This is a genomic window from Arcicella sp. BE140 (genome assembly GCF_031456255.1).
GTDB lineage: Bacteria > Bacteroidota > Bacteroidia > Cytophagales > Spirosomataceae > Arcicella > Arcicella aquatica.
On record NZ_JAVDUE010000012.1, the window covers coordinates 146,448 to 160,624 of the forward strand.

The 14,177-nt window shown below is 36.3% G+C and carries 9 protein-coding genes; 4 read left to right on the forward strand and 5 right to left on the reverse strand.

Annotation, left to right across the window (positions count from 1 at the left end):
- Positions 1-377: 377 nt before the first annotated feature.
- Complete coding sequence (locus J2Y60_RS17075; RefSeq protein ID WP_309959212.1) at positions 378-1,700, forward strand: nucleotide sugar dehydrogenase; 1,323 nt, start codon at positions 378-380, stop codon at positions 1,698-1,700.
- A 137-nt stretch (positions 1,701-1,837) separates the two neighbouring features.
- On the opposite strand, the gene J2Y60_RS17080 is transcribed toward J2Y60_RS17075, so the two are convergent.
- The 3 genes from J2Y60_RS17080 to aspS form a co-directional block, all read right to left on the reverse strand.
- Complete coding sequence (locus J2Y60_RS17080) at positions 1,838-4,246, reverse strand: TonB-dependent receptor domain-containing protein (protein ID WP_309920776.1); 2,409 nt, start codon at positions 4,244-4,246, stop codon at positions 1,838-1,840.
- Positions 4,247-4,257: 11 nt separating this feature from the next.
- Positions 4,258-5,400, reverse strand: coding sequence for a DUF4249 domain-containing protein (locus tag J2Y60_RS17085; protein ID WP_309920774.1), 1,143 nt, complete (start codon positions 5,398-5,400; stop codon positions 4,258-4,260).
- Between the two features lie 368 nt (positions 5,401-5,768).
- Positions 5,769-7,532, reverse strand: a complete 1,764-nt coding sequence (gene aspS / locus J2Y60_RS17090; RefSeq protein WP_309920772.1) for an aspartate--tRNA ligase — start codon at positions 7,530-7,532, stop codon at positions 5,769-5,771.
- A gap of 231 nt (positions 7,533-7,763) precedes the next feature.
- Here aspS and crtD point away from each other — a divergent pair, with 231 nt between their 5' ends.
- The 3 genes from crtD to J2Y60_RS17105 all read left to right on the forward strand — a co-directional run bounded on the left by crtD (position 7,764) and on the right by J2Y60_RS17105 (position 10,751).
- On the forward strand, positions 7,764-9,242 hold the full coding sequence (gene crtD / locus J2Y60_RS17095) for a 1-hydroxycarotenoid 3,4-desaturase CrtD (RefSeq protein ID WP_309920770.1): 1,479 nt from the start codon (positions 7,764-7,766) through the stop codon (positions 9,240-9,242).
- A 71-nt stretch (positions 9,243-9,313) separates the two neighbouring features.
- Positions 9,314-10,204 (forward strand): hypothetical protein, encoded by an 891-nt coding sequence (locus tag J2Y60_RS17100; RefSeq protein WP_309920767.1) that lies wholly within the window; start codon positions 9,314-9,316, stop codon positions 10,202-10,204.
- Positions 10,205-10,274: 70 nt separating this feature from the next.
- Positions 10,275-10,751, forward strand: a complete 477-nt coding sequence (locus J2Y60_RS17105) for a DUF4293 domain-containing protein (protein WP_309920765.1) — start codon at positions 10,275-10,277, stop codon at positions 10,749-10,751.
- Positions 10,752-11,002: 251 nt separating this feature from the next.
- Here J2Y60_RS17105 and J2Y60_RS17110 read toward each other — a convergent pair whose 3' ends face one another.
- A complete protein-coding gene (locus J2Y60_RS17110; RefSeq protein ID WP_309920762.1) occupies positions 11,003-12,523 on the reverse strand; it encodes a serine hydrolase domain-containing protein in 1,521 nt (506 codons plus the stop codon).
- 121 nt (positions 12,524-12,644) lie between these two features.
- Positions 12,645-14,093 carry a PLP-dependent aminotransferase family protein gene (locus J2Y60_RS17115; RefSeq protein WP_309920760.1) on the reverse strand — a complete coding sequence of 483 codons (1,449 nt, stop codon included), beginning with the start codon at positions 14,091-14,093 and terminating at the stop codon, positions 12,645-12,647.
- Between the last annotated feature and the right edge of the window lie 84 nt (positions 14,094-14,177).

Below are 14,177 nucleotides of genomic sequence, written 5' to 3' on the forward strand. Positions count from 1 at the left end.
AAGTTTCGGTCATCGGCTATCTGTTTTCAGCTTTTGGAATAGATTAAGCATCTGCGAAAATCAGCGTTTTAGAATCTCTGAAATCTGCGGGTAAAAAAACAGATTTCGGTCATCAGCTGTCAGCATACATTAAAAATCTGCGAAAATCAGCGGTTTAGAATTTCTGAAATCTGCGGGTAAAAAAACAGATTTCGGTCATCAGCTGTCAGCATACATTAAAAATTTGCGAAAATCAGCGGTTTAGAATTTCTGAAATCTGCGGGTAAAATTCTCCTTGAAAATCATTTTAGTAATGATTCATTCGCCTAACATTGAAAAAAATGTAGTATAAGCTTACCTTTATGTTTTAATTCAAAAATTCACTACTTAGTAAAGTAATGCGAGTCTTTGAAGAGGTAGTAATTGACAATAGTAAAGTTTTAAAATTGAAGTTCATTTTGGATATACAAGCAACGAAAATCGCAATTATTGGCCTTGGTTATGTAGGCTTACCTTTGGCAGTAGAATTTGGGAAAAAGTACCATGTTTTAGGTTTCGATATTAATCAAACACGTGTAGATGAACTAAATGCTGGTCACGACCGCACGCATGAAGTAGCATCGGCACAATTAAAAGCTTCTGAGAAACTTACTTTTTCGGCTACGCCTGAGATGCTAAGTAGCTGTAATATATTTATCGTAACCGTACCTACGCCGATTGATAAATACAAAAAGCCTGATTTGATTCCTTTGCTTTCGGCCAGTAAAACGGTTGGGAAGTATCTAAAAAAAGACGACATTGTTATTTATGAATCAACCGTATATCCGGGCTGTACAGAAGAAGACTGTGTTCCTGTCTTGGAAAAAGAAAGTGGATTGATATTCAACCAAGATTTCTTCTGTGGTTATTCACCTGAACGTATCAATCCGGGAGATAAGATTAATACCTTGACTAAAATCAAGAAAGTTACTTCGGGGTCTAATGAAGCAATTGCTGAGTTTGTTGATAAGTTGTATGGCTCAATTATCGAAGCGGGTACTTATAAGGCATCTTGTATTAAAGTTGCTGAGGCAAGTAAGGCTATCGAAAATGCTCAAAGAGATGTAAATATTTCGTTTGTCAATGAATTGTCATTAATATTTGATAAAATGGGCATCGATACTTCAGAAGTATTGGAAGCAGCAGGTACCAAATGGAATTTCTTGAAATTTAAACCGGGCTTAGTAGGCGGACACTGTATTGGGGTAGACCCTTACTATCTATTGCATAAATCAGAAAGCTTGGGCTATTATCCTCAGGTTATATTATCGGGAAGACGTGTAAATGATAACATGGGGATTTTTGTAGGAGGAAAATTGATTAAATTATTAATCAAGAAAGGACATAAAATTGAAGGTAGTAAAGTCTTGATTTTGGGTATTACCTTCAAAGAGAATTGTCCAGATATTCGTAACTCAAGAGTGATTGATGTATATCAGGAATTAAAGGAATTTGGTGTGAAAATCGACGTGTATGACCCTTGGGCTGATAAAAAAGAAGTTCATGAAGAATATGGCATCACACTTATCGATACAATTTCCGAAAAATATGATGGTATTTTACTAGCTGTTTCGCATGACGAATTTCAACAATTGGATTTAGAAAAACTTAAAAATCCAGACGCAGTAGTGTACGATATTAAGTCTTTATGGAATAAAAATTTAGTAGATGCTAGATTGTAAAAAATTATCATTTGTTAATAGCAATAAATGTTATATCTTTACCACGCCACTGATGGTGGGACTAGATAGAAAAAAAGACGAGCAGCTTTGTTCGTCTTTTTTTGTTGTATTTTGATGATGATAAAATTAGGGACTCATTACAAAAATTTAAAATTGTATGTCAGTGAAGGGATAGGAGAGCCAAAGATAGTTAGTTGATACGCTCTTAGACCGTTCTCTGGTCTGAGGTATACTGAGTATGCATTTGCACGCCCGTACAAGTTATAGACTGCAAAAGTCCACGAGCCTTCCCAGCGTTTTTTCTTTAGACTAGGGTTATGGATAGTCCAAGAGAAGTCGAGCCGATGGTAGTCTTTGATTCGTTCATTATTTCTATCCAGATAAAAAGGATATTTCACATCATTATATTCAACAAATCCATTTGGTAAGGTAAAAGGTCGACCAGTATTATACACAAAAGTAAAACCAAATTCATGGTGTTTGCCTTGGGCAATACTGATGGTAGCATTAAAACTATGGGGTCTGTCAAAGTTTGTTGCATACCAATTACCATTATTGATTTGCTCTTCAAATCGTTCCCCTATTTTTATTTGGTTCAAGGCCCTAGAATACGTATAGTTTATCCAACCTGTGGCTGCTCCTTTTTTCTTACTAAGCATTAGTTCGATACCATAAGCTTTACCTTTGCCTTGTAATGTTTGAGTTTCTATATAAGGCTGAAACAGGAAATCTGCTCCGGGTTTAAAATCAATAATATTTTCAGTATTACGATAATATGCTTCTAATGAAAATTCATAAATATTGTCTTTAGCATTTTTAAAGTAACCTATAGAAAACAATTGACTTACTTGTGGCTTAATATATTTATTACTTGTTGCCCAACGTGAGGTGGGCAGGGGTGTTGTTGTATTAGATACTACCTGTAGGTACTGCCTCATTAAACTGTAGCCAAACTTAATAGAACTTAGTTCACTAAGGGTATATTTTAAGGCAAGGCGTGGTTCAAAGCCTCCGTAATTTGCAGAAGACTGGCCAGATTGGTAAAAGGTTGAATCAATAACACTAAAATCAGATTTAGGTAATGATGGGTCATAGTCTCTGACTGTTGTTGGTCCCATTGCCCAGTATTGAGAATACCTAAGCCCGAAGGATAAATTAAGACGCTTGCTCAAGGCATATTCATCTTCTATATAAATACCCGATTCTATACTTTTTTCTTCGGGTGCAGAGATGTAATTAACACTTTGGGAAGTGCCAGGATTAAGTGTCCCCGGATTAATATTGTATAAAATACTACTGATGCCTACTTCTATTTTATGTAGGTCTGTATTATAGCTTAAGCTTGATTTTAGCTGGTGATATTTAATGCCTGATTCGATGGATACTTTATTATTACTATTTAATTCTGGCAACAAAGTTTTAGGTTGATAGTTGGTAGACACTGCCACAGTTTGAAGATTTAGCTTATTATTGAAAGCATAAAACCATTTCAGAGAAGCATTGATTGTACTATAATCATACTGGGTGGAGGTAGCATTCACGTTTCCAATAGTCCCTAATAAATCGGTTTGAAAGAAGTCTTTGCTTAAATATCCAGAAAAAGATAATGTGTTTTTAGTGTTTATTTTATAGTATATTTTTGTGGCAAGGTCATAAAAATTTGCTTTGATATTCTCTAGTCTGGGTGGCCCCAATCTGAACATAAAGTCATTGAAAGACGCTCTTCCAGAAACCATTATTCCTAATTTATTTTTTATCAAAGGTTGTTCTACTGTCAATCGATTAGATACCAGACTAATACCACCTGTCATTTTGAATTTTTCTAAAGATGGATTTATCATAAAAATATCAATCACCGACGAAGCTCTACCACTGAATCGAGCAGGAATTCCACCTTTATATAAATCCAAACCAGATACGGCATCTGGAGGAAAAATTGAGAATAACCCAAAAAGATGCGTTGGATTAAAAATGGGAGTATCGTCTAAAAGAATAAGGTTTTGGTCTGTTGTACCCCCTCTGATATTTACGCCATTGGCGGCTTCACCAACAGAAGTAACCCCTGGTAACATTTGTAACCCTCGTAGAACATCGGTTTCTCCCATCATAGCAGGAATTCGCTTAATCATCTTTATACTCAAAGGGTTTACGCCTAATAATGGTCTGGCTACATTATTATTTCCCCCTTGGCTATTCACTACCACTTCATCTAACTCACGAGAGACATTTACTAAGTTGACATTTAAATTGATATTTTGGGTATTGACAGATAACTTCACATTAAAAGCTCTATACCCTAAGTGATTGATAGAAAGAGAATAATTACCCTTTCGTAAATATAAAGTATGCACCCCCGTACTGTCTGAAGAAAAATAGACTTTTTGAAAATCAACTCTTACAGCAGCTTCTTTCAAAATACTGTTATCGCTTGAGTCTCTAACGGTTATTTTTATTGTTACAAAACGCTGTTTTTCAGCTTCCTGTGCTAAGCCGTTGAAATGGAATAATAGAAAGATGGTTATTAATATTAGTATTTTTGTTTTCATTCGTTTAGAGGTTATTGCCAGCCTTCAGGTTTAAAAGGAGTACGGGTTGCACTTTTTTTACAAGTAGCTAAAGGTGCCATCGGGCTAGGGTCATGCACTACTACGTGCCCTAAGATATTAGAACGTTCACCTGTAGCGGTTGCTCTGTCTATCCAATGGCGTTTCTTTTGAATATTAACTACACTAAAATATCCGACTATTTTTTCTTCGGGATTGGTGATATTACTAATATTACCAACAATTGCCGTAGGAGGAGTATCGGCAAGCCCACCATTAGTTTGTGTTTGCGATTCAAGGTTTTTATAGAAAGTATAAGCATCAGGAGAAATACACATCTGCTGAATTTCAACCAAACATCCAGAGACAAAATAAAAAGGTATTTGAGCCACACGTTTACCAGTAATTAAGCGACCGTCTGATGCCAAATCTGAGAATACATTTACTTTGTCACTTTTCATAATCCCATAACACATGGTCATACAGGTATAGTCATAATAGGGTTGTCTTGAGCCTGGCATGGGAATACAGCTTTCAGTATAAGGGCTGTAAATACTAGAATAACAGGTAATACACTCTTCTAGCTTTTCAAAGTGGATATATCTCCATAGGTAATAGTTTTTTTGTGAAGCAGGGTCTTGGAAGTCTATAAAAACATCGTTGGAAGAGACAAATTTTTTGCCATCTTCTGAAAGCCTACTTTGAGGGTTAAAACTATCATGAATATTTAGGATTGGCGGTGTTATAGATGCCTGCTGAGGAGATGATTGATACTTTTGTTCACCTTTTTCAGCATCATATAAAGTAAAATTCAACGTATATTTTTCAGAAGGTTCAATACTGAAATTTGGAGGTGGAACGAAAATGCCTATTCCAGTTTGTACCAGTTCTATTTTTTGTTTTGAATTAATCAGATAAAAATAGACATCAAAAGGCCAAGCAGGTTTTGCACGAGTGTAACCATTAGTATAGACAGAATACTGAATTTTGATGGTATCAGGGTTTTCAATGTCATTGGTAAGCAGTCCCTGAACAACCAGTATTTTATTTTCCTGATTAAAATTAACATCATAAGGGTCTATACAGGAATACAATCCCGTTAAGATTAAAACGGAAAGAAAAAGGCGATTAATTGAGGCAATGAATTGATTATTCATGTATTTATTGAATAGTAAGAAGTATTTATTTTAAGCGTGAATCGATGTTGTCAATCTAGCCGAATAACAATGAGAAATTATTAAATGATATTTTAGTTAGCTATATTTTTCATTTTTTTTACTAAAAAACACCTGTTGAAATCAAAGGGAGAACAATCTGCCAGATGAAATTATCTTGACATTTTATATATCGAAATTAACGATATTTTTATGTATTATACACAAAAAGTACAATATAATTATTTAGAGTATCGGCTTTACTATCAAAAAGAGCAAAAAAAAACAGTAGCAAGCCTTGAAGGTTTGCTACTGTTTAAAACGCTTTTATATTGTTATTTAGACCTTATGTCATTCTGCATGACCGAATACTAAACCACAGTACGAATTTTTAATTCATCTAATTGTTTTTGATCGATTGTTGAAGGTGAGTCAATCATGATATCACGTCCTGAATTGTTTTTCGGGAAGGCAATGAAATCACGAATTGAATCTGAACCACCAAATAAAGAACAAAGACGGTCGAAACCGAATGCTAATCCACCATGTGGAGGCGCTCCGTATTCAAAAGCATCCATCAAGAAACCGAATTGATGTTTTGCTTCTTCATCCGAGAATCCGAGTACTTCAAACATTTTTGCTTGTAGTTCTTTTTGGAAAATACGGATAGAACCACCGCCTACTTCAACGCCATTGATTACTAAATCGTAAGCATTTGCACGAATTTTTCCTAATTCTCCTGTTTCCAGATACTGTAAATCCTCTGGTTTAGGGCTAGTGAAAGGGTGGTGCATCGCAAACCAGCGGTTTTCATCTTCGCCATATTCTAATAATGGAAAATCTACAACCCAGTGAGCAGCATATTTTTTAGGGTCACGCAAACCTAAACGATTACCCATTTCAAGGCGTAATTCATTCAATTGCTTACGTACTTTATCACCAGTACCCGAAAGAATCAAGATTAAATCCCCTTTTTCAGCACCGAATGCTTCAGCCCATTTCTTCAAATCTTCTTCTGCATAGAATTTATCTACCGACGATTTTAAGCTTCCATCAGCATTGTAACGAAGGTAAATCATACCTTTCGCACCAATTTGCGGACGCTTTACAAAGTCAGTCAACTCGTCAACTTGCTTACGTGTATATTCCGCACAACCTTTGGCATTGATACCCACTACGACATCGGCAGCATCGAATACTGGAAAATCTTTGCCAGAAGTCAAGTCGATTTCGTCGCTTTTCAATTCCACAAACTTCATATCAAAACGAATGTCTGGTTTGTCAGAACCATAATATTTCATGGCGTGTGCATACGTCATACGTGATACTTCGCCCAATTCCATATTTTTTACGTTCAAGAACAAATGGCGAATTAAGCCTTCAAACATATTCAATACGTCTTCTTGCTCGATGAACGACATTTCGCAGTCAATCTGAGTAAACTCTGGCTGACGGTCAGCACGTAAATCTTCATCACGGAAACATTTTACGATTTGGTAGTAACGGTCAAAGCCCGAAACCATCAATAATTGTTTGAATGTTTGTGGTGATTGTGGTAAAGCATAAAACTCACCTGGGTTCATTCTTGAAGGAACGACAAAGTCTCTTGCTCCTTCAGGAGTAGACTTTATCAATACAGGAGTTTCTACTTCTATAAAATCTTGTTTGTCGAGATAATCTCTTGTAAAACGTGCCACTTGATGACGCAACTGTAAGTTAGCTCTTACAGGATTACGACGTAAATCTAGATAACGATATTTCATACGAATATCATCACCGCCATCTGTGTCGTCTTCAATCAAAAACGGAGGCAATTTTGCTGGGTTGAGTACTTCCAAAGAAGTAACTTTTACTTCAACATCACCAGTCGGAATTTTATCATTTTTAGAAAGACGTTCAACTACATTACCTGTCGCAGCAATTACAAATTCACGACCGAAGGTACGAGCCAAATCTAACACTTCTTTAGGCGTTTTGCCTTCTTCAAGCATCAACTGCGTGATACCGTAGCGGTCACGGAGATCAATCCAGATCATACCGCCTTTGTCACGAGTTTTCTGTACCCATCCACAGAGGGTAACCGTTTGGTTTACATTTGTGAGGCGGAGTTCGCCATTATTATGTGTTCTGAGCATAAAGAATTTATATCCTGCCACAGGCTTTGTTGCGAAAATCAATAGGAATTTTCCAATTCCAGATAGGCAGAAACTTGTGGTAAGTTTTTATTTTTTGCAAAATTACAGAAATTAGACGTTTTGAAAACTATTTGATGAGTTTAAAGATTGGTATTTATAGAATGATTGATAAAATAGATTGAATAAATTAAATATTTTTAGGTACGATTCTATAAAATCGTGCTATGATTTATGAAAAAAGTAGCAATAATTGGAGCAGGAATTGCGGGAATTTCAACCGCCATTCGGTTGGCTCATAAAGGTTTTGAAGTAGCTGTTTTTGAAGCAAATACTTATGCTGGAGGCAAATTGAGCAGTTTTGAGCGCGAAGGCTATCGTTTTGATGCGGGGCCCTCTTTGTTTACCTTGCCACATTTGGTAGACGAACTTTTTGAGTTAACAGGCAAAAATCCTAACCAATATTTTGATTATGTAAAGTTGCCAGATATTTGTCATTATTTTTGGGAAGATGACACAAAACTTACTGCTTGGGCTGAAACTGAGCGATTTGCAAAGGAAGTTGAGCAAATTACGGGCGAGTCTGCACAGAAAATTCTGGATTTCTTGAAAGACAGTGCTTTTAAATATGAAGTATTAGACGGGCTCTTTTTACAAGACTCATTGCATAAACTTTCTACATGGACATCGCTGAAAGCCTTGAAGGGTTATCTGAATTTACCTAAACTTGGTATTTTCGGAACGATGAACGAGGCAAACGAAAAATTATTTAAGAACCCTAAGATTGTACAACTATTCAATCGTTATGCTACTTATAATGGGTCAGACCCTTATCAAACCCCTGCTACCCTCAATATTATTCCTCATTTAGAATATAATATCGGAGCTTTCTTTCCTAAAAAAGGTATGGTTTCTATCACAGATTCATTGGTGAAACTAGCCGAAGACTTGGGTGTAACATTCAACTATGAAAGCAAAGTAGAAGAAATATTAGTAACCAACAAAAAAGCGTCGGGCATTCGGTTTAGTAATTCATTACAGCAACATATTGAGAAAGATGTTGACATAGTGGTTTCGAACATGGATGTAACCCATACCTACCGCAAACTTATGCCCACCCAACAGCATCCTGAACGGTTATTAAATCAGCCGAAGAGCAGTTCGGGGGTAATTTTTTATTGGGGTATCAAACAACAATTTGCTGAATTAGGACTACACAATATTTTCTTTAGTGACGACTATCGTAAAGAGTTTCAGACAATGTTTAATGATAAAACCATTACATCCGACCCTACGGTTTATATTAATATTACTTCCAAATTAAAAAAGGATGATGCTCCCGCAGGCTGTGAAAACTGGTTTGTACTCATCAATGCACCAGCTAATGAAGGACAAGACTGGGATAAAATCATAGCTGATACTCGCCAAAATGTGATTAAGAAAGTATCGAGGATATTAAAAGTAGATATTTCCGACTTAATAGTATGCGAAGAAATTCTTGACCCACGAACTATTGAATCGAAAACGTCGTCGGCACAAGGAGCTTTGTATGGCAATTCATCCAATAATCGTTATGCGGCTTTTTTAAGACACGCAAATTTTTCGTCCAAGATACAAAATCTATATTTTGTAGGGGGAAGCGTACACCCCGGTGGAGGTATTCCTTTGGCAATTTCCTCGGCTAAGATTGCTTGTAAATATATCGACGCTTAGAATAATAATCGTATCAATTAGGGGTTTTTAATGTATCATTTGTCTTGCTTAAAACTAAAGCTTTATAAAATATGAAAAGACTAATCGCTATACTGGTTTTGATGATTTCTTGTGTGAGGGTTTCGGCACAAAACGTTTTTACGAAAGTTCCGACTTTACCCCATACGCATGAGGTTGATATTTTTTTCTTGCATGAATTGCCCATTAAAGAGCCTTATTTCAAAACATTGATGATTGAAACTGATGGCAATGATTATAATGATGCCCTTGTACAGCTCAAACAAAAGGCACAGTTATTAGGGGCTGATGCTGTAATTATCCTTAATTACGACAGAGGACACCTGATAAGCATCGGAGCTAAGTACAAAAAAAACATGGCTGCTATTGATTCTACCATGGCTTTTTTAAAAACCATCAGAGTAGTGCCTATTAATAACAACAAAGGCAGTGGTGATATTCAATTTGATATTGATGGGACGATTAAGCCTAACCAGAGCAAAGAACTGATTAATTATTTTGAAGATAATATTCTGAACTATGATTTTGATTTTCTGATAAGCGATAAGTCTTCCCGTTGGCAAGAAACCGCCGACATCTATAATCGAATTGAAAAACGAAAACTAAAAAACAATAACGGAATCGTAGTAAAAAAGGTAACGCTGAATTATGTGGATAGCAATAGTAAGATTCCGCAGGTTTTAGATGTAGACGATATCAATCAAAATTATGCCTCTTCGTCCATGTGGCATACCGAAAGATTGTTCCCCGTGTATAATAACATAGGAAAACTTATTGAACTAAGCGTTTATTGGAAAAATGCATTGGTGCGTCGTCAACAATTATTTTATGATGCTAAAAACCGCTTAATCATGGCTGATTGGGTAAAATTTGAAAATCAGAAGCCAATTCCTTTCCTTCGGGTAGAGTATGAATATTATAAAAATGCGGATTTGAAATTGTAATCTTGCGTACATTCGTAAAGTTTTAGAACTTTGCCTTATCAAATTTAAAATTTACGAATTACATAAAGAGATGCTTCAAAGAATTCAAACCTTATTATTACTTGTCGTTGCCGTAGCAATGGCATCAGTAACAGTTTTACCTATCTGGGAAAAAAATAGTGCTTTGTTGAATGAAAGGGTAGTGTTAACTGCTTTTAACCTTGAACATTGGAAAGAGAATGCTTGTATCAGCACTGCTAGTACGGCAGTTATTGGTATTTTAGCCATTATCGCTGTTTCGATTGCGATTTTTTCTATTACGCAATACAAAAAAAGGGTATTACAAATGACGTTGGGTTTAATCAATTCGCTATTGATTGCCATAACGCTAGGAATTACTTTTTATGAAGTGTTTAGAGTAGGTGTACCGATGTTTGAGCCTGAAGCCCAAGGAAACTATGGTGCTGGTTTTGTAGCGTCAGTAGTAGCAATGTTAGCCAACATGATTGCTAACCGTTTTATTCGTAGGGATGAAATGTTAGTGAAATCTTCTGATAGAATGAGATAGAGATTTAAATATTTTACCCGCAGATTTACAGAGATTTTTATCGCTGATTTTCGCAGATAGTATATGTCTGTGAAAATCAGCGTTTTTTTAATCAGCCAAATCAGCGGGTAAATATAAACTCAGTTTTTGATTGTAAATTTTATCTTTCTTTACCCGCAGATTTACAGAGATTTTTATCGCTGATTTTCGCAGAATATATCATATCTGCGAAAATCAGCGTTTTTTATCTGCAAAATTAGCGGGTAAAAAACTTATTTAGATACCTGTTTAATATGATATTCCTGTATCAAAGCTGGATTCTCTGGCGTCAACGTGAAGCTAATTTCAATATTGACTTTTTCTCCTTCTAATACAAAAGTGCCCCTCAGGTTATTCTCTGGTTTAATTTCTTTTATTCCTACAATCTTTCCTGTATTTTCAAAAATGGGTGTTGCTTCTTTCTGCAAGCTTGGCACGAAATAATCAAGGAAGAAGTTCTCAGCGAAAATGCCGCTGGTTTCTGCATTTTTCCAAGTAGGCAATAGTGCCGTTAGCTCATTAATTCGTTGTTTCAGAATCGGTGAAACAGGAATTGGTGTAGGCTTTAGTTTGGCTAATGCTACCAAGGTATCCAATACTTGTATATTAAAATAACCAGCATTGGCATAGGTAAGATTGCTAAATGAAATGACTCCAATCCCATAATCTTGCAGGATACGCCAGTTACTACCAAAGCCCGGTAAACCACCGCTATGCCCAACCGAACGCCTACCTTCGGCATCAGTAGATTGCCCTAAACCATAACCATAAGCACTTGCTATTGCCACTTTACGACCAGTAGGATATTTATAATTTTGGTTTACACCAATAAATTGCCAAGGTTGTTGCATTTCTCGAACGGAACTTCTTTTTACAGGTCCTTTTTCAATACCGTCGCTAGCTGGCCACACAGATTGATGAAAAGCTACATATTTACTAAAATCTTCTATCGTTGTAATCATCCCGCCCATTGCCCCATAAGCACCGTCGTGTAATAATGGTTGTTCTACCCATTCTTCGTTCAACCAACGGTAACCATGTGCCAATTGCTCGGCAGGCACTTTGCTATATTCCCAATAGGTGTGGTTCATCCCTAAAGGCTTTAGAATATTCTCGTTGATGTATTGTTGATACGACTTTCCAGAAACTTTTTTGATGATATATCCCAACATTGCAAAACCCATGTTGCTGTATTCATAAGCAGTACTTGGATTATTAGAGAACGTGATTCCCTTTTTGAACATTTTCAACATAGCCTCGTCGCTGATAGCCAACTGACGGTCGCCCCAAGGGTTATCTTCTGGAAAACCTGCCGAGTGTGTCAATAAATTACGGACAGTAATTTCTGGGGCATCTTTTGTTAACAAATGTTGTCCTTTTAATTCAGGGATGTACAAATACGCAGGATTATCCAACTTTAGTTTGCCTTCATCCCTTAATTTCAAAATAGCCATAGCCGTAAAGCTTTTCGACATGCTGGCAATTCTAAAATCTGACTGTATGGAGGCTGGTATTTTTTTCTCAAGGTTGCTATACCCCACAGCCCCCGAATGTATTAATTTACCATCTACTACCAAGCCATACGTAAAAGCAGGATAATGGTTTTTTTCAGCATAAGCTTTGAAAATTTGGTCTATTTGAGGTAAAGTAGCTTTAATATTTTTTAAGCGTTCGTCCTCATTTTGTGCTTTTATTTGATAGCTACCTAATGAACAAAGAAAAAGGCAGAGGAATAGTAATTTTTTATAAATCATTTGTTTGTCGAGTTTGTGAATACGATGTGAAAAGAATAATCCAAAATACTTAAATTATTAGATAATCTACTGTATAAAAATGAAATTAATTAACAAATGTTTGGTGACAGCAAATAGATATTTAAATAGCATTTTTTAAAATCTTCACTGCATCCTCAGTTTCTTTAAAATTCATGGAAGCAAAACCTATTCTACAAGCATTCTCAGACGGATATGCTGACCCATCCGAGATATAAAGTCCATTTTTGGCAACCTTCTTAGCGAGGTCTATCAAAGAAATACTTTTGTCGAACTTTGTCCAGATAGCCATACCGCCATCAGGAATTTTAAAGTCGATAACATTCCCCAATTCCCTTTTCAATAAGTCACAAGTAAAGTCTCGTCGTTCTCTGTAGATTTTCAACACTTTTGCGGCATGGCGTTTTAGTGTGCCGTTTTCTAACATATCTGCTAAGGATAATTCCAGAATCGTATCACCTTGTCGGTCTATAATACGGCGAAGCTTAGCTAATTCTTCAATGATTTCTTGGTTTGCTACAACATAACCTACCCGAAAAGTAGGTGCAATTTTTTTAGTAAACGAACCAATATATACTACTAAGCCATGTCGGTCTGCACTTGCTAAGGGTAATACGGGTCTATTCGCATAATGAAAATAATAATCATAGTCGTCTTCAAGAATATAAAAACGATACTTTTCTGCCAAAGCCAATAGTTTAATTCTACGTTCAGGCGTGAGTGTCACCGTAGTAGGGTGATAATGATGTGATGTAACATAAATTGCCTTAATAGGTTTTTGTAGGCAAATATCCTCGATGGCATCCACAACAATACCATCATCATCAATGGGAATAATATTGAGTTTTGCTCCTAACGTAGCAAAGGTCATATTAGTAGCAGGGTAATTTAAAGCACCCACAATTACCTCATCTCCTTTTTCAAATAGAGCTAAGCCAACCAAATAAATAGCCATCTGGCTTCCTCTAGTAGTAATAATCTGTTCAGGGGTTGTATTCATGCCACGTGTTTCATTTAACACTTTTGAAAAAGTTTCACGAAGTCGCCATGTGCCATATACAGAGGTGTAATTAAGTACTGAGGGTTCCCCAAACTTAATATAATGCGCATATAAACGAGCTAGTTCGTCTCTAGGTGCTAACCGTACATCAGGTAGCCCGTCATTAAAGGCTAGTCGTTGTGTAATAACAATAGGAATTCTTACGTGGCTATTCTTAGGAAAATCCATCGAAAAATTATCTTTACCTTCTTCCTGAAAGTCTTTTTGCGATAATAGAATAGGCTTTACATGAGGCAGATGTTGAGCAATGAAAGTGCCTTTTTTAGGCAATACCTCAATCCAACCTTGCGAATACAATTCATCGTAGGCTGCTACAACTGTTTTTCGATGCAGTGCCAGTAGCTCTGCCATTTGTCGGGAGCTCAACAGTTTTGTACCTGTCTTCAATATTCCCGATTGGATATTCTTGATGATTTCATTGGCTATTTGCACATAAACAGGCAAAGAAGAATCCTTCCTGATGTCAAGTAAGGTTTTATAAGGTATTTCCATCTGGACTACTTGTATGCGAAATTGTGGAGCATTAAACTAATCCAGCAAAGATAGAAATTTGTAAAGATTATTGACCGTAAACCC

Coding starts and splice junctions, on each gene's coding strand:
- J2Y60_RS17080 (WP_309920776.1), bottom strand. CDS start 4,246: ATGAAAACAAAAATACTAATATTAATAACCATCTTTCTATTATTCCAT.
- J2Y60_RS17115 (WP_309920760.1), bottom strand. CDS start 14,093: ATGGAAATACCTTATAAAACCTTACTTGACATCAGGAAGGATTCTTCT.
- J2Y60_RS17100 (WP_309920767.1), top strand. CDS start 9,314: ATGAAAAGACTAATCGCTATACTGGTTTTGATGATTTCTTGTGTGAGG.
- J2Y60_RS17075 (WP_309959212.1), top strand. CDS start 378: ATGCGAGTCTTTGAAGAGGTAGTAATTGACAATAGTAAAGTTTTAAAA.
- aspS (WP_309920772.1), bottom strand. CDS start 7,532: ATGCTCAGAACACATAATAATGGCGAACTCCGCCTCACAAATGTAAAC.
- J2Y60_RS17085 (WP_309920774.1), bottom strand. CDS start 5,400: ATGAATAATCAATTCATTGCCTCAATTAATCGCCTTTTTCTTTCCGTT.
- J2Y60_RS17110 (WP_309920762.1), bottom strand. CDS start 12,523: ATGATTTATAAAAAATTACTATTCCTCTGCCTTTTTCTTTGTTCATTA.
- J2Y60_RS17105 (WP_309920765.1), top strand. CDS start 10,275: ATGCTTCAAAGAATTCAAACCTTATTATTACTTGTCGTTGCCGTAGCA.
- crtD (WP_309920770.1), top strand. CDS start 7,764: ATGAAAAAAGTAGCAATAATTGGAGCAGGAATTGCGGGAATTTCAACC.